Here is a 15,365-nt window from a genome sequence, read left to right on the forward strand (position 1 = left end):
CAGCCGCCGTACATCAGCGCCACTTCAGGGCGACAACGCGTTGCCTGACGAAGCGGGTGTAGCTCAGTTGGTTAGAGTGCCGGCCTGTCACGCCGGAGGTCGCGGGTTCGAGCCCCGTCACTCGCGCCACTTCCCATAGAAGTGCTTTGGTACTTTCGGGAATTGGCGCATATACCGTGAATGTGCGGGTGTAGCTCAGTTGGTTAGAGTGCCGGCCTGTCACGCCGGAGGTCGCGGGTTCGAGCCCCGTCACTCGCGCCACTCACGGTACCTCTTGTTTTCCCAGACTGTTCAATCGAAAACATCAAGCCTCGCGCAAAGCGAGTGCTTTGCCGCGCAGACAGGCAACCCCTTGGCATTGTCGCCAAGATGGCTATCATGCGTTCAAGGCAGGGCGACGCAGTCCATTCAAATTTCAGCTCTTTTGGTGTTTGTCTGGCGTTTGCTTCGATTCTGCGAGGGGGGTGGAAAACGAACGCAGGTGCGGCATATTTCCTGAAGGGTTGTGCAAAGTTTTTGCCTTCCTGCAAACTGGCTGAAATTAAGGATTTGTCGGGGGTAGGTGCGAAACAGGTGCAAACATGGCAAGAGTTTGACCGCATGTGGGTCTTGCGTTGCACCAAGTCGTAAGCTAAGCGTGCGCTCGCATGTTGGTTTCATAACGCCGACGGGCACAGCGTGACCTGCCGGTATAATGAAGGCAACGGGGCGCGCAGCCCTGGCACCGGATCGCCTCCCGATCCGCCTCCATATGCAAGGACGCGAAAGACATGGAAGAACTCTTGCGGGAATATGTCCCGATCGTCGTGTTCATCGGCATTGCGCTGGTGATCGGCCTTGCGCTGCTGATTTCGCCTTTCATCCTGGCCTACAAGAATCCGGATCCGGAAAAGCTGTCGGCCTATGAGTGCGGCTTCAACGCTTTCGACGATGCACGCATGAAATTTGACGTGCGCTTTTATCTGGTCTCGATCCTCTTCATCATCTTCGACCTGGAAGTCGCGTTCCTGTTCCCCTGGGCAACCGTGTTCGGTGACCTGGGCTGGTACGGCTTCTGGTCCATGATGGTCTTCCTCGGTGTCCTGACCGTCGGCTTCATCTACGAATGGAAAAAGGGAGCGCTGGAATGGGATTGACCACGACCGAGCCGCTCGTCGCACCGCAGCCGCAGGGTATTATCGACCCGAATACGGGCAAGCCTGTCGGCGCGGATGACGCATTCTTCCTGGAAGTCAATAACGAGCTGGCCGACAAGGGCTTTCTCGTAACCTCCACCGACAACCTCATCCAGTGGGCCCGTACCGGCTCGCTGATGTGGATGACCTTCGGCCTGGCCTGCTGCGCCGTTGAAATGATGCAGATGTCGATGCCGCGCTATGACGCCGAGCGTTTTGGTTTCGCGCCGCGCGCTTCGCCGCGCCAGTCGGACGTGATGATCGTTGCCGGCACGCTGACGAACAAAATGGCACCTGCGCTGCGCAAGGTCTACGACCAGATGCCCGAGCCGCGGTACGTCATTTCCATGGGGTCCTGTGCCAATGGTGGCGGCTACTACCACTATTCCTATTCTGTGGTGCGCGGTTGCGACCGCGTGGTGCCGGTCGATATCTACGTGCCAGGCTGTCCTCCGACAGCCGAGGCGCTGCTCTACGGCGTGTTGATGCTTCAAAAGAAGATCCGCCGCACGGGCACTATCGAAAGATAAGGATCTGCCGCCGAAGAGGCGGCGGATTTTTGAGGGAGTGGGCGCCTGGCGCCCGTTCAACTGACTCTCCGGGTCGCGTCCAGCGGGGCGCAACAAAGACCCGGCAAACTGGATCGATCGGCAGTCGGCACTCAATCGGAACCGGTTGAACGCTGCAGATCTACGAGTGAGGTCGAACACGATGGACGAGACGTTGAAGGAACTCGCTGAGCATATCGAGCTCGGTCTGGGTGAGTCCCTTGTGTCCTGGAAGGTCGAATACGGTGAGCTGACGCTGACCGTAAACGCGACCGACATTCTCGATGCGATCCGCTTTCTGCGCGACAACAGCTCGTGCAAGTTCGTCAATCTGACGGATATCTGCGGTGTGGATTACCCTTCGCGCGAGAAGCGCTTTGACGTTGTCTACCACTTCCTGTCTCCCGTTCAGAACCAGCGCGTTCGTGTGAAGGTCGCAACCGATGAAAACACGCCGGTTGCTTCGCTGACCCCGCTGTTTCCCGGTGCTGAATGGTTCGAGCGTGAAGCCTACGACATGTACGGCATTCTGTTCTCCGGCCACCCGGACCTGCGCCGCATCCTGACCGACTATGGTTTTGACGGATATCCGCTGCGCAAGGACTTCCCGGTTACGGGCTTTGTCGAAGTTCGCTATGACGACGAGAAGAAACGCGTTGTCTACGAACCGGTACGCCTGAACCAGGAAATGCGCTCCTTCGACTTCCTCTCGCCCTGGGAAGGCACGGACTACGTGCTGCCCGGTGACGAGAAGGCAACGACCAACTGAAGGGCGGGGCAGGGATGAGCGAACGGCTTTCAGGTGGGTGTCTTTGCGGCGAGGTGCGGTTTGCCGCAACGCCCGTAGACGGCGAAATGGGAGTCTGCCACTGCGCCATGTGCCGCCGCTGGACCGGTGGTACCTATATGGCTGTCAGCTGCGGATCGATGGACAGTCTGGACGTTCAAGGCAAGGATGCACTCGGCGTCTACAAGTCATCCGACTACGGCGAGCGGGTATTCTGCAGCAAGTGCGGTTCCTCGCTGATGTGGCGCATGGCCGACGGCTCGCACGTGAGCGTTTCCGCGCAAGCCTTTGACGATCCGTCCGTTTTCAAATTCACGTCCGAAATTTTCGTTGACGAACAGCCGGCAAACTACGCTTTCGCTAATGAAACCCGCAGAATGACCGGTCCCGAAGTCATCGCCTATTTCACGCAAAAAATGCAGGAACCTCAAAATGGCTGAGGCTCAGGTTCGTAACTTCAACATCAACTTCGGTCCGCAGCACCCGGCGGCGCACGGCGTGCTGCGCCTCGTGCTTGAGCTCGACGGCGAAGTGGTAACACGTGTGGATCCGCACATCGGTCTGCTGCACCGTGGAACCGAAAAGCTGATCGAGCAGAAGACCTATCTGCAGGCTGTGCCTTACTTCGACCGCCTCGACTACGTGGCGCCGATGAACCAGGAACACGCTTTTGCGCTTGCAGTCGAACGTATGCTTGGTGTGGAAGTGCCCAAGCGCGGCCAGCTGATCCGTGTCCTTTATTCGGAAATCGGTCGTCTGCTGTCGCATCTTCTGAACGTGACGACGCAGGCCATGGACGTGGGCGCGCTGACACCGCCGCTCTGGGGCTTCGAACCCCGTGAAGAGCTGATGGTGTTCTACGAGCGTGCTTGCGGTGCCCGCATGCACGCAGCTTACGTACGTCCGGGCGGGGTTCACCAGGACCTGTCTCGTGACCTGCTCGACGACATCTGGGACTTCTGTGATCCGTTCCTGCAGACGCTTGACGATATCGAAGGTCTCCTGACCGACAACCGTATCTTCAAGCAGCGCAACGTGGATATCGGCGTTGTCGACCTTGACGACGCCTGGGCCTGGGGCTTCTCCGGCGTGATGGTTCGCGGATCCGGCGCACCTTGGGATCTGCGCAAGTCGCAGCCTTACGAATGCTATTCCGAACTTGATTTCGACATTCCGATCGGCAAGAACGGCGACTGTTACGACCGCTACCTGATCCGCATGGAAGAAATGCGCCAGTCGGTCCGGATCATGAAGCAGTGCCTGGAAAAGCTGACGGTCGAAACCGGTCCGGTCTCGTCCATCGACGGCAAGATCGTGCCGCCGAAGCGCGGTGAAATGAAGCGTTCGATGGAAGCGCTCATCCACCACTTCAAGCTCTACACCGAAGGCTATCACGTCCCGGCTGGTGAAGTTTACGCAGCCGTTGAAGCACCCAAGGGTGAGTTCGGTGTCTATCTGGTCGCGGACGGTACCAACAAGCCGTACCGTTGCAAGATCAAGGCGCCTGGCTACAGCCACCTTCAGGCCATGGACTTCCTGTGCCGCGGGCACATGCTTGCCGACGTTTCGGCAGTGCTGGGGTCTCTGGACATCGTGTTCGGTGAGGTCGACCGCTGATGCGGACGGCACGCAACCAATTTTCGACCCTGGCAGCCGCCCGTCCGGCTCCGGTCATTTTGACAGAACGGGGATAACACCATGGCAGTTCGCCGACTTGCCGCGGAACAACCAGAAAGCTTCGCGTTCACCGAGAAGAACCTCGACTGGGCAAAGAAGCTGATCGACCGTTATCCGGCAGGCCGCCAGGCCTCCGCGGTCATTCCGCTTTTGTGGCGTGCGCAGGAACAGAACGAAGGTTGGGTGAGTGAGCCGGCAATCCGCTATATCGCGGACCTGCTCGACATGCCGAAGATCCGCGTTCTGGAAGTGGCGACGTTCTACACCATGTTCCAGCTGCAGCCGGTCGGCAAGAAGGCCCATATTCAGGTCTGTGGCACGACGCCGTGTCAGCTGCGCGGGTCGGAAGACCTGATCAAGATCTGCAAAAGCCGCATTGCCAAGCACATGCACGAGATTTCCGAGGATGGCATGTTCTCCTGGGAAGAAGTCGAGTGTCTTGGTGCTTGTGTGAATGCGCCGATGGTTCAGATCTTCAAGGATACCTATGAAGACCTCACGGAAGACAGCTTCAACCAGCTGATCGACGATATCGCCGCCGGCAAGGAAGTAACGCCGGGTCCGCAGAACGGCCGCCGTTTTGCAATGGCCGAAGGCGGTCAGACGTCGCTCACCGAAATCGATGACAACACGAAGGGCGAGCTGCCGGTTCCCCACCTGGTCGACGGTGCGGAAAAGGCGTCTCATGCTTTTGCCGGCGCACCGATCAATGCAGGTGGCAACGACTATGATGGCGTGCCGACACCTGCAGAAGATGCTGTTGCCAAGGTAAAGGCGGCGCATGCAGCCAAATCCGCCAAGGCGAGCGCAGCTCCGGCGGCAGCCGCGCCCAAGAAGGCTGAGGCAAAGGCTGAACCGGCCAAGAAAGCCAAGGCGGAAAAAGCAGCTACGCCTGCTGCGCGCAGTCAGAACAAGGGCAAGCCTGATTCCGACGACCGTGCCGAAGTTGAAGTTGCCCGCACAGCCGACACCAGTGGAAGCACCGACGGTCAGGAAAAAGAACCTGAACTTCTGAAGGAAGCGCGCGGCGGCAAGCCGGACGACCTGAAGAAGCTGAAGGGTGTCGGTCCGAAACTGGAAGCGACACTCAACGAACTCGGGTTTTTCCACTTCGATCAGGTCGCCTCATGGGGGCCGCAGGAAGTTGCCTGGGTCGACAGCCGCCTGAAGTTCAAGGGCCGTATCGAACGTGATGGCTGGATAGAGCAGGCCAAGGTTTTGGCATCCGGTGGTGAAACAGATTTTTCCAAGCGCGTGGAAGCCGGTGAAGTGGCCTCCTCCAAGAGCGAAGACTAGGGGGAAGAGATGCTGAAGGATCAGGATCGGATCTTCACCAATATCTACGGTCTCCACGACTGGGGCCTGGAAGGCGCCAAGAAGCGCGGACAGTGGGACAATACCAAGGGCCTCATCGACAAGGGGCGCGACTGGATCGTTCAGGAAATGAAGGATTCAGGTCTGCGTGGCCGCGGCGGTGCCGGTTTCCCGACCGGCCTGAAATGGTCGTTCATGCCCAAGGAATCAGATGGCCGCCCGGCATATCTCGTCGTCAACGCCGACGAATCCGAGCCGGGCACCTGCAAGGACCGCGAGATACTGCGCCATGACCCGCATACGCTGGTCGAGGGGTGCCTTGTTGCCGGTTATGCGATGGGTGCCATTGCTGCCTACATCTATGTTCGCGGTGAATTCATCCGCGAGCGCGAGCGTTTGCAGGCTGCGATCGACCAGGCTTATGACGCCGGTCTGATCGGCAAGAACAACAAGAACGGCTACGACTTCGACATTTATGTCCACCATGGAGCCGGCGCTTACATCTGCGGCGAGGAAACCGCGCTGCTGGAAAGTCTGGAAGGCAAAAAGGGCCAGCCGCGCCTGAAGCCGCCGTTCCCGGCAAACGTCGGTCTTTACGGTTGCCCGACCACGGTGAACAACGTTGAATCGATCGCGGTTGCTCCGACCATCCTGCGCCGCGGTGCTGCATGGTTCTCGGCGCTCGGCCGTCCGAACAACACCGGCACCAAGCTTTTCTGTGTTTCCGGCCACGTCAACAAGCCGTCGACCTTCGAGGAAGAGCTGGGCATTCCGTTTGCCGGAATGATCGACAAGCATTGCGGCGGTATCCGCGGTGGCTGGGACAACCTTCTCGCGGTTATTCCGGGTGGTTCGTCTGTTCCGTGCCTGACGGCAGAGCAGATCAAGGACGCGCCGATGGACTTCGACACGCTGCGCGGCCTTGGCTCCGGCCTGGGGACTGCAGCCGTGATCGTGATGGACAAGTCGACGGATATCATCAAGGCCATTGCCCGCCTGTCCTACTTCTACAAGCACGAGAGCTGCGGCCAGTGCACACCGTGCCGCGAAGGCACGGGCTGGATGTGGCGTGTGATGGAACGAATGGTCAAGGGCGAGTCCTCCTATGAGGAAATCGACATGCTGTTCAAGGTAACCAAGCAGGTCGAAGGCCACACGATTTGTGCACTCGGGGACGCGGCCGCCTGGCCGATCCAGGGTTTGATCAAGAATTTCCGGCCTGTTATCGAGCAACGCATCGATGACTATGTCGCCAAGTCGAAGTCTTCTTCGACCATGGTGGCGGCTGAGTAAGCGGAACGGGATTTGGAGAGCAACGGATGACGAAGCTCATCATCGACGGCAAGGAAGTGGATGTCCCGGCGGACTACACGCTGCTTCAGGCCTGTGAAGAGGCGGGCGCCGAGGTTCCGCGGTTTTGTTACCACGACCGGTTGTCTATCGCCGGCAACTGCCGCATGTGCCTGGTGGAAGTGAAGGGCGGACCGCCCAAGCCGACCGCCTCCTGTGCCATGGGCGTGAAGGACCTACGTCCGGGCCCGAACGGCGAGCCGCCGGTGGTCGAAACCAAGTCCGAGATGGTCAAGAAGGCCCGCGAAGGCGTGATGGAGTTCCTGCTCATCAACCACCCGCTGGATTGCCCGATCTGCGACCAGGGCGGCGAGTGTGATCTGCAGGACCAGGCGATGGCCTATGGCGTCGACGGTTCCAGGTTCCACGAGAACAAGCGCGCCGTTGAGAACAAGGAAATCGGTCCGCTGATCAAGACGATCATGACCCGCTGCATTCACTGCACGCGTTGTGTGCGGTTCACCACCGAAGTGTGTGGTGTCACTGACATGGGTCTGGTCGGCCGTGGCGAAGATGCGGAAATCACCACCTATCTCGAGGCAGCCCTGTCGTCGGAAATGCAGGGCAACGTGGCAGATCTTTGCCCGGTTGGTGCCTTGACCCACAAGCCTTACGAATTCCACGCCCGTCCGTGGGAACTGACCAAGACCGAAAGCATCGACGTGATGGACGCGGTCGGTTCCGCTATCCGTGTCGACACACGCGGCAAGGAAGTCATGCGGGTGATGCCGCGGCTCAACGAAGAGGTCAACGAGGAGTGGATTTCCGACAAGTCCCGTTACATCTGGGACGGTCTGAAGACCCAGCGCCTTGACCGGCCTTATGCCAAGAAGGACGGCAAGCTGCAGCCCGTTTCCTGGGGTGAAGCGTTCCAGATCATCGCGGAAAAGGTAAAAGGCGCGAGCGCCGACAAAATCGGTGCTCTGGCTGGACAGATGGCAGGCGTTGAGGACATGTTCGCGCTGAAGGCGCTGATGGACAAACTCGGCGTTGCCAACATCGACAGCCGTTTCCCGGGGTCTCCGCTGCATCCGAAGAACGGCCGCGCAAGCTATCTCTTCAACAGCACGATCCAGGGCATTGAAGACGCTGACGCGATCATGCTGATCGGCACAAATCCGCGTCAGGAAGCTCCGGTTCTGAACGCTCGCATCCGCAAGCGTTGGGTCCAAGGCGACGTGACCATCGGCCTGATTGGTGAAAATGCCGACCTGACCTATCCGGTAACTTATCTGGGTGCCGGTCCGGACAGCCTGAAGGAATTCGTGAACCACGCTCCGGCAAAGGCCGAACGCCCGATGTTCATCATCGGCCAGGGCGCGCTGAACCGTCCGGATGGGGCTGAAGTGCTCGCGACGCTTGCTGCAGCCGCCAAGGCGCTTGGTGTCGTCAAGGACGGCTGGAACGGTTTCAACATCCTGCATACCGAAGCGTCCCAGGTTGGCGCTCTCGATCTCGGTTTTGTACCGGGTGAGGGCGGCAAGGACACAGGCTCCATGCTGGAGCCGGGTGCGCTTGACGTGCTGTTCCTGCTGGGTGTCGATGAAGTTGAAGTCCCGGAAGGCGCATTCGTTGTCTACCAGGGAACGCATGGCGACCGCGGCGCGCACCGCGCCGACGTTATCCTGCCAGGCGCTGCCTATACGGAGAAATCCGCGATCTACGTCAACACCGAAGGTCGCGTCCAGATGGCCGACCGGGCTGCTTTCCCTCCGGGGGATGCCCGCGAAGACTGGGCGATCCTTCGCGCATTGTCCGCGGTGCTTGGCCAGACGCTTGAGTTCAACTCTCTTGCCGAATTGCGCTCAAAGTTGTTCGAAGCTGTTCCGCACATGACGGGCATCGATGCGATCGAGGCAGGTGATGCTGGCGATATCGCCAAGCTTGGCAACGCCAAGGCCAAGATGGATAGCGCGGGCTTTGCCAACGTGATCCGCGACTTTTACCTGACCAACCCGATCGCTCGCGCGTCCAAGACGATGGCCGAGTGCTCGGCGCTCGCCAAGACGCGAGCGGCAGAAGCAGCAGAATAAGGGGTAGGGGACCGATATGGCTGAGTTCATGACGACCTACGGTTGGCCGTTCCTCTGGATGGCATTCCAGAGCATTCTGCTGATGGTCGTGCTTCTGGTGATTGTCGCCTACGTGCTTTACGCGGATCGCAAGATCTGGGCTGCCGTGCAGATTCGCCGCGGCCCGAACGTGGTTGGTCCCTGGGGCTTGCTGCAAAGTTTCGCCGATCTATTGAAGTTCGTTCTGAAAGAACCGGTGATCCCGTCTGGATCCAACAAGGTTCTGTTCCTGCTGGCTCCACTGGTATCCGTGCTTTTGGCGCTGGCGGCCTGGGCCGTTATTCCGGTTGCCGACGGTTGGGTGATTGCCAACATCAATCTCGGTGTACTATTCGTCTTCGCAGTGTCGTCGCTGGAAGTCTACGGTGTGATTATCGGTGGTTGGGCTTCCAACTCCAAATACCCGTTCCTGTCAGCGCTGCGTTCGGCCGCTCAGATGGTCTCCTATGAGGTTTCCATCGGTTTCGTCATCGTGACAGTGCTGCTTTGTGCCGGCACCTTGAACCTGACCGGTATCGTGCAGGCACAGGAAACCGGCCTCGCCAACATGCTGGGTGTGCCGTGGCTATCGTTCCTGAACTGGTACTGGTTGCCGCTGTTCCCGATGTTCGTGGTGTTCTTCATCTCTGCACTGGCTGAAACCAACCGTCCGCCGTTCGATCTTGCGGAAGCGGAATCGGAACTGGTTGCCGGCTTCATGGTGGAATACGGCTCAACTCCGTACATGATGTTCATGCTCGGTGAATATGTCGCCATCTGCCTGATGTGCGCGCTTATGAGCATCTTCTTCATGGGCGGATGGCTGCCACCGTTCGATTTTGCACCGTTCACCTGGGTGCCGGGCATCGTCTGGTTCCTGCTGAAGTGTTTCCTTGGCTTCTTCATGTTCGCCATGGTGAAGGCAATGGTTCCGCGTTATCGCTATGACCAACTGATGCGCCTGGGCTGGAAAGTGTTCCTGCCGCTGTCGCTGGCCATGGTCGTGGTCGTCGCCGCAGTCCTGATGATCATGGGCTGGGCACCGGGCGCAGCGTGACGATCTCGCTCGCCGGTGCAATCGGTGCCGCCGTCGGTCTTTATGTCGGCTGGCTCGATTGGAAGATCCTGAAGGGGATGCTTCAGGCGGCGGAGACGAAAAACAGACAAGCTGGCGGCGACGGTGGTGTCGCGGCCAGACACAAGGCGCTCCTGGGCGCACTGGTTTTTGGAGTTCCGGTGTTCGGCTTCCCGATCATCGGCTATTGGGCCGCCAGTCAGCTGGCTGGTTGAGGAAAGAGAGGCTAAAAGCGATGGGACTTAGTCAAGCCGTCAAATCGCTGTTTCTGCAGGAGTTCGTGTCGGCCTTCGTTCTGGCGATGCGTTACTTCTTCAAGCCGAAACCAACGGTCAATTATCCGTTCGAGAAGGGCCCGGTGAGCCCGCGTTTCCGGGGTGAGCATGCCCTGCGCCGTTATCCGAACGGCGAAGAACGCTGCATTGCCTGCAAGCTGTGCGAAGCCATCTGCCCGGCACAGGCAATCACCATCGAGGCCGGACCGCGGCGCAACGACGGCACGCGCCGTACCACGCGCTACGACATCGACATGGTCAAATGCATCTATTGCGGCTTCTGTCAGGAAGCTTGCCCTGTGGATGCAATCGTCGAGGGCCCGAATTTCGAATTCGCCACGGAAACCCGCGAAGAGCTTTACTACGACAAGGAAAAGCTGCTTGCGAACGGCGACCGTTGGGAACGCGAAATTGCCCGTAACATTGAAATGGATGCTCCTTACCGTTAGGAGCATACCCAACAATGGTTTCCAGCCCGGCAATCCGGCCGGGCACCGCACTTCCGGCCGCAAGGCCACACGACAGGCAGGTCTTCGAAATGATCCTGAAAGCCCTCTTTTTCTACCTGTTTGCCGGCGTCACCCTGGCGTCAGCATTCATGGTGATCGCGTCGCGCAATCCGGTGACGTCGGTACTGTTCCTGATCCTGGCGTTTGTGAATTCCGCAGGTCTTTTCATTCTGCTGGGCGCCGAATACCTGGCCCTGCTGCTGGTGGTCGTCTATGTCGGCGCGGTGGCTGTGCTGTTCCTGTTCGTCGTCATGATGCTTGATGTGGACTTCGTCGAACTGCGACAGGGCTTCCTGCAGTATCTGCCGGTCGGCGCGCTGGTCGGCGTGATCCTGATGGTCGAGCTGCTGATGGGGCTGGGGGCCTGGATCATTGCACCGGGTGTTCTTGGACACGGCGCGGAGCCGATGCCGGCACTTAGCGACGTGAGCAACATCCAGGCGATCGGGTCTGTGCTCTACACCAAATACATCTACTTCTTCCAGGTCGCTGGCCTGGTTCTTCTGGTGGCCATGATCGGGGCAATCGTCCTGACCCTGCGCCACAAGCCGAATGTCAAACGTCAAAGCATTCCGGACCAGGTTGCGCGAAACCGCGAAGCCTCAGTTGAGGTCCGCAAGGTGGAAACGGGCAAGGGTATCTGACGCAACCTGGTTGCGTTTTCGAGAAAGTCCGGGAACCTGCACGCTCCTCCGTGCTGTTTCCGGTTGGGGTAAACGAGGGGAGCACGGCGAGGCGCCCATGGAAATCGGTCTGTCGCACTATCTGTCGGTCGCGGCGATCCTGTTCACGATCGGGATCTTCGGGATCTTCCTGAACAGGAAAAACGTGATTGTTATCTTGATGTCTATCGAACTGCTGCTGCTGTCGGTGAACATCAACTTTGTCGCCTTTTCGTCGTTCCTCGGCGACATGATGGGCCAGATCTTCACCATGCTGGTTCTTACCGTGGCTGCCGCAGAGGCCGCCATCGGCCTTGCGATCCTGGTGGTCTTCCACCGGAACCGCGGCTCCATCGCCGTGGAAGACGTCAACGTGATGAAAGGGTAGGAGCTGATGTATTCCGCAATCCTGTTCCTGCCGCTGATCGGCTTCCTGATCGCCGGTCTTTTCGGCCGCGCCATCGGCGCCAAGGCCAGTGAATATATTACCAGTGGTCTCCTGATCCTTGCTGCGCTGCTGTCCTGGATCACTTTCTTCGGGTTCTGGCTCGGCGGCTCGGAAATGCAGATCGTCGATCTGTTCCGCTGGATCGATACCGGTGATCTGAAGGTGTCCTGGTCCATCAGGGTCGACACGCTGACCGCCGTGATGCTGATCGTCGTGACCACTGTGTCCGCGCTCGTGCATGTCTATTCCATCGGGTACATGCACCATGACCCGCACCGGCCGCGTTTCTTCGCCTATCTGTCGCTTTTCACCTTCGCGATGCTGTCGCTGGTAACGGCAGACAACCTTCTGCAGATGTTCTTCGGCTGGGAAGGTGTGGGCCTTGCCTCCTATCTTCTGATCGGCTTCTGGTATCAGAAACCGTCCGCAAACGCGGCCGCCATCAAAGCATTCGTCGTCAACCGCGTTGGTGACTTCGGATTTGCGCTCGGCATCTTCGGCGTCTTCTATCTGTTCCAGAGCATCGAGTTCACCACCATCTTCAACGACGCGCCGTCCTTCATCCAGGAGCACGGCGAGGTGATGACATTCCTCGGCTACCATCTTGATCCGCATGCAGCGATGACGATTGTCTGCCTGCTGCTGTTCATGGGAGCCATGGGCAAGTCGGCGCAGTTCCTGCTGCACACCTGGCTGCCGGACGCCATGGAAGGCCCGACACCCGTGTCCGCGCTTATCCATGCCGCGACGATGGTGACCGCCGGTGTCTTCATGGTGGCTCGTCTGTCACCGCTGATGGAACTTTCGCACACCGCGTTGACGGTCATCGTGTTCTTTGGTGCGACGACGGCCTTCTTCGCCGCAACTGTCGGTCTGGTGCAGAACGACATCAAGCGCGTGATCGCCTATTCGACCTGTTCGCAGCTCGGGTACATGTTCGTTGCACTTGGCGTTGGCGCCTATTCGATCGGTATCTTCCACCTGTTCACCCACGCCTTCTTCAAGGCGCTGCTGTTCCTATGCGCGGGTTCGGTGATCCACGCCGTTTCCGACGAGCAGGACATGCGCAAGATGGGTGGTCTTCGGAAGCATATTCCGATTACCTATTGGACGATGATGATCGGGACGCTGGCCCTGACGGGTGTGGGCATTCCATTTACCCATATCGGTTTCGCCGGCTTCATTTCCAAGGATGCGATCATCGAGGCAGCCTTTGCCGGTTCCGTGGGTGAACACGCCAATCCGATGGCCCTCTACGGCTTCTGGATGACCGTTATCGCTGCTGCGCTGACGTCGTTCTATTCCTGGCGCCTGACGTTCATGACCTTCCACGGCAAGCCGCGTGCGCCTGTCGATGTGATGAAACACGTGCATGAATCGCCACTGGTGATGACCGTGCCGCTGTTCATCCTGTCCATCGGCGCTGTGCTGGCGGGCATGGTCTTCTACGGTTCGTTCTACGGCGAAGGTTATGCAGAATTCTGGAAGGGCGCACTGTTCAACAGTGAAACCAACCACATCCTGCATGCCATGCACGAAGTGCCTGGATGGGTGAAGGTTTCCCCGTTCGTCATGATGGTGCTCGGCTTCCTGGTAGCCTACCAGTTCTACATCCGCTCTCCGGAAATGCCGAAGCAGCTGGCGGAGCGCCATTCCGGCCTCTATCAGTTCCTGCTCAACAAGTGGTACTTCGACGAGCTTTATAACTTCATCTTTATCCGTCCTGCCATGTGGCTCGGCCGGGTCCTCTGGAAGAAGGGCGATGGCACCGTGATCGACGGCTATGGCCCGAACGGTGTTGCTTCCCGTGTTCAGAATGTGACCGCCTGGGTCGTCCGCCTGCAGACCGGATATCTCTATCACTATGCATTTGCGATGCTGATCGGTGTGGCTGCGCTTATCACCTGGTCGATGTTCACCGGTGCAGGCACCGGCGGGGGTGCACACTAATGATTGACTGGCCAATTCTGTCACTCACGACGTTCTTGCCGCTGCTGGGCGTGCTCTTCATTCTCCTGGTCCCGGGGAATGACGAGGGCAGCAAGAAGAACATCCGGATGGTCGCTCTTGTGACCACCTCGGTGACCTTCCTTCTGTCGCTGTTCATCTGGGGCAATTTCGACTACGCCAATTCCGGCTTCCAGTTCGTGGAACACCGGGAATGGCTTGGAAGCAACATCAGCTACCGCATGGGCGTTGACGGTATTTCCGTCCTCTTCGTGATCCTCACGACCTTCCTGATGCCGTTCTGCATTCTGGCCTCCTGGGACAGCGTTCAGAAGCGGGTGAAGGAATACATGATTGCCTTCCTCGTTCTGGAAACGCTGATGATCGGCGTCTTCTGCGCGCTGGATCTGGTCGTGTTCTACGTGTTCTTCGAAGCTGGCCTCATTCCGATGTTCCTGATCATCGGTGTGTGGGGCGGTGCGCGCAGGGTCTATGCATCCTACAAGTTCTTCCTGTACACGCTGCTCGGCTCGGTGTTGATGCTGATCGCGATCATGGCGATGTACTGGAACGCAGGCACCACCAACATTGAAGCGCTGCTGGCGCATCAGTTCCCGGGCGGGATGCAAACATGGCTGTGGCTGGCCTTCTTCGCGAGCTTTGCCGTGAAGATGCCAATGTGGCCGGTGCATACCTGGTTGCCGGACGCACACGTGGAAGCACCGACTGCCGGTTCCGTCATTCTGGCGGGCGTGCTCCTGAAGCTCGGCGGCTACGGCTTTCTGCGCTTCTCCCTGCCGATGTTCCCGCTTGCCTCCGACATGTTCGCACCCTTCGTGTTCACGCTGTCTGTGGTTGCGATCATCTACACGTCGCTTGTGGCGCTCGCCCAGGAAGACATCAAGAAGCTGATTGCCTATTCATCGGTCGCGCACATGGGCTACGTGACCATGGGCATCTTCACGATGACGGAGCAGGGTGTGCAGGGTGGTATCTTCCAGATGCTTTCCCACGGCATTGTCTCCGGTGCGCTTTTCCTTTGTGTCGGCGTGATCTACGACCGGATGCATACCCGCGAGATCGCTGCCTATGGCGGTCTGGTCAACCGGATGCCGAAGTATGCGGTTGCGTTCCTGATATTCACCATGGCCAACGTCGGCCTGCCGGGTACTTCCGGGTTCGTTGGGGAAATCCTGACGCTGATGGGGGCGTTCCAGGTCAATTCGTGGGTGGCGTTCTTTGCTACCACCGGTGTGATCCTGTCTGCCGCCTACGCGCTTTATCTCTATCGCCGCGTCGTCTTCGGCGCGCTGGAGAAGGAAAGCCTCAAGTCGATCCTCGACCTGAACCTCAGGGAAAAGGTTATCCTGATCCCCATGATCATCCTGACGATCTTCTTCGGCTTCTATCCGATGGCGATCCTGGATGTGACCCAGGGTGCGGTCGACAATCTCATCAATCAATACACCGCGGCGCTCGACGCGGCTGGCGTTGTCCAGCACGCAGCGACTGCCGCGGCGGCCCACTAGGTTTCGAGGACGAGACAG

At 58.8% G+C, this 15,365-nt stretch carries 15 protein-coding genes and 2 tRNA genes; all 17 read left to right on the forward strand.

Going from position 1 to position 15,365, the window contains the following annotated elements; all coding sequences use genetic code 11:
- Positions 1-52 precede the first annotated feature (52 nt).
- The 17 genes from FIV03_RS19330 (at position 53) to FIV03_RS19410 (ending at position 15,347) form a co-directional block, all read left to right on the forward strand.
- A tRNA-Asp gene (locus FIV03_RS19330) sits at positions 53-129 on the forward strand.
- A gap of 55 nt (positions 130-184) precedes the next feature.
- Positions 185-261, forward strand: a tRNA-Asp gene (locus tag FIV03_RS19335).
- A 509-nt stretch (positions 262-770) separates the two neighbouring features.
- Positions 771-1,136 carry an NADH-quinone oxidoreductase subunit A gene (locus FIV03_RS19340; protein WP_006934719.1) on the forward strand — a complete coding sequence of 122 codons (366 nt, stop codon included), beginning with the start codon at positions 771-773 and terminating at the stop codon, positions 1,134-1,136.
- The gene (locus FIV03_RS19345; protein ID WP_006934718.1) at positions 1,127-1,705 is read left to right on the forward strand and encodes an NADH-quinone oxidoreductase subunit B; all 579 of its coding nucleotides are present in this window, start codon (positions 1,127-1,129) and stop codon (positions 1,703-1,705) included. Before FIV03_RS19340 ends, FIV03_RS19345 begins: the two co-directional genes overlap by 10 nt.
- A gap of 181 nt (positions 1,706-1,886) precedes the next feature.
- Positions 1,887-2,492: an NADH-quinone oxidoreductase subunit C gene (locus FIV03_RS19350; protein ID WP_022998427.1), complete on the forward strand. Its 606-nt coding sequence runs from the start codon at positions 1,887-1,889 to the stop codon at positions 2,490-2,492.
- 14 nt (positions 2,493-2,506) lie between these two features.
- The gene (locus FIV03_RS19355) at positions 2,507-2,950 is read left to right on the forward strand and encodes a GFA family protein (RefSeq protein WP_077292762.1); all 444 of its coding nucleotides are present in this window, start codon (positions 2,507-2,509) and stop codon (positions 2,948-2,950) included.
- Complete coding sequence (locus FIV03_RS19360; protein WP_022998429.1) at positions 2,943-4,127, forward strand: NADH-quinone oxidoreductase subunit D; 1,185 nt, start codon at positions 2,943-2,945, stop codon at positions 4,125-4,127. The genes FIV03_RS19355 and FIV03_RS19360 overlap by 8 nt, the downstream gene beginning before the upstream one ends.
- Positions 4,128-4,208: 81 nt before the next feature.
- Complete coding sequence (locus tag FIV03_RS19365; RefSeq protein ID WP_152510657.1) at positions 4,209-5,483, forward strand: NADH-quinone oxidoreductase subunit E; 1,275 nt, start codon at positions 4,209-4,211, stop codon at positions 5,481-5,483.
- A 9-nt stretch (positions 5,484-5,492) separates the two neighbouring features.
- Positions 5,493-6,794 (forward strand): NADH-quinone oxidoreductase subunit NuoF, encoded by a 1,302-nt coding sequence (gene nuoF, locus FIV03_RS19370; protein ID WP_152510658.1) that lies wholly within the window; start codon positions 5,493-5,495, stop codon positions 6,792-6,794.
- A gap of 26 nt (positions 6,795-6,820) precedes the next feature.
- Complete coding sequence (gene nuoG / locus FIV03_RS19375) at positions 6,821-8,884, forward strand: NADH-quinone oxidoreductase subunit NuoG (RefSeq protein ID WP_062488657.1); 2,064 nt, start codon at positions 6,821-6,823, stop codon at positions 8,882-8,884.
- Positions 8,885-8,900: 16 nt separating this feature from the next.
- A complete protein-coding gene (nuoH, locus tag FIV03_RS19380; RefSeq protein ID WP_031268412.1) occupies positions 8,901-9,959 on the forward strand; it encodes an NADH-quinone oxidoreductase subunit NuoH in 1,059 nt (352 codons plus the stop codon).
- Positions 9,956-10,192, forward strand: coding sequence for a hypothetical protein (locus FIV03_RS19385; protein WP_006934710.1), 237 nt, complete (start codon positions 9,956-9,958; stop codon positions 10,190-10,192). The genes nuoH and FIV03_RS19385 overlap by 4 nt, the downstream gene beginning before the upstream one ends.
- Positions 10,193-10,212: 20 nt before the next feature.
- A complete protein-coding gene (gene nuoI / locus FIV03_RS19390) occupies positions 10,213-10,701 on the forward strand; it encodes an NADH-quinone oxidoreductase subunit NuoI (RefSeq protein ID WP_006934709.1) in 489 nt (162 codons plus the stop codon).
- Positions 10,702-10,790: 89 nt separating this feature from the next.
- Positions 10,791-11,405, forward strand: a complete 615-nt coding sequence (locus FIV03_RS19395; RefSeq protein ID WP_031268414.1) for an NADH-quinone oxidoreductase subunit J — start codon at positions 10,791-10,793, stop codon at positions 11,403-11,405.
- Between the two features lie 97 nt (positions 11,406-11,502).
- Positions 11,503-11,811: an NADH-quinone oxidoreductase subunit NuoK gene (gene nuoK / locus FIV03_RS19400; RefSeq protein ID WP_006934707.1), complete on the forward strand. Its 309-nt coding sequence runs from the start codon at positions 11,503-11,505 to the stop codon at positions 11,809-11,811.
- Between the two features lie 6 nt (positions 11,812-11,817).
- The gene (nuoL, locus tag FIV03_RS19405) at positions 11,818-13,821 is read left to right on the forward strand and encodes an NADH-quinone oxidoreductase subunit L (protein WP_152510659.1); all 2,004 of its coding nucleotides are present in this window, start codon (positions 11,818-11,820) and stop codon (positions 13,819-13,821) included.
- Entirely contained in the window at positions 13,821-15,347 is a 1,527-nt protein-coding gene (locus FIV03_RS19410) for an NADH-quinone oxidoreductase subunit M (RefSeq protein ID WP_152510660.1), read from the forward strand. The genes nuoL and FIV03_RS19410 overlap by 1 nt, the downstream gene beginning before the upstream one ends.
- Positions 15,348-15,365 lie beyond the last annotated feature (18 nt).

The organism is Labrenzia sp. THAF187b (genome assembly GCF_009363375.1).
Taxonomy (GTDB): domain Bacteria; phylum Pseudomonadota; class Alphaproteobacteria; order Rhizobiales; family Stappiaceae; genus Roseibium; species Roseibium algicola.

Bases quoted from the DNA above. Each gene is read 5' to 3' on its own strand.
- FIV03_RS19340 (WP_006934719.1), top strand. From the start codon at position 771: ATGGAAGAACTCTTGCGGGAATATGTCCCGATCGTCGTGTTCATCGGC.
- nuoL (WP_152510659.1), top strand. From the start codon at position 11,818: ATGTATTCCGCAATCCTGTTCCTGCCGCTGATCGGCTTCCTGATCGCC.
- FIV03_RS19410 (WP_152510660.1), top strand. From the start codon at position 13,821: ATGATTGACTGGCCAATTCTGTCACTCACGACGTTCTTGCCGCTGCTG.
- FIV03_RS19350 (WP_022998427.1), top strand. From the start codon at position 1,887: ATGGACGAGACGTTGAAGGAACTCGCTGAGCATATCGAGCTCGGTCTG.
- nuoK (WP_006934707.1), top strand. From the start codon at position 11,503: ATGGAAATCGGTCTGTCGCACTATCTGTCGGTCGCGGCGATCCTGTTC.
- FIV03_RS19360 (WP_022998429.1), top strand. From the start codon at position 2,943: ATGGCTGAGGCTCAGGTTCGTAACTTCAACATCAACTTCGGTCCGCAG.
- FIV03_RS19395 (WP_031268414.1), top strand. From the start codon at position 10,791: ATGATCCTGAAAGCCCTCTTTTTCTACCTGTTTGCCGGCGTCACCCTG.
- FIV03_RS19355 (WP_077292762.1), top strand. From the start codon at position 2,507: ATGAGCGAACGGCTTTCAGGTGGGTGTCTTTGCGGCGAGGTGCGGTTT.
- nuoI (WP_006934709.1), top strand. From the start codon at position 10,213: ATGGGACTTAGTCAAGCCGTCAAATCGCTGTTTCTGCAGGAGTTCGTG.
- nuoH (WP_031268412.1), top strand. From the start codon at position 8,901: ATGGCTGAGTTCATGACGACCTACGGTTGGCCGTTCCTCTGGATGGCA.
- FIV03_RS19365 (WP_152510657.1), top strand. From the start codon at position 4,209: ATGGCAGTTCGCCGACTTGCCGCGGAACAACCAGAAAGCTTCGCGTTC.
- nuoF (WP_152510658.1), top strand. From the start codon at position 5,493: ATGCTGAAGGATCAGGATCGGATCTTCACCAATATCTACGGTCTCCAC.
- FIV03_RS19345 (WP_006934718.1), top strand. From the start codon at position 1,127: ATGGGATTGACCACGACCGAGCCGCTCGTCGCACCGCAGCCGCAGGGT.
- nuoG (WP_062488657.1), top strand. From the start codon at position 6,821: ATGACGAAGCTCATCATCGACGGCAAGGAAGTGGATGTCCCGGCGGAC.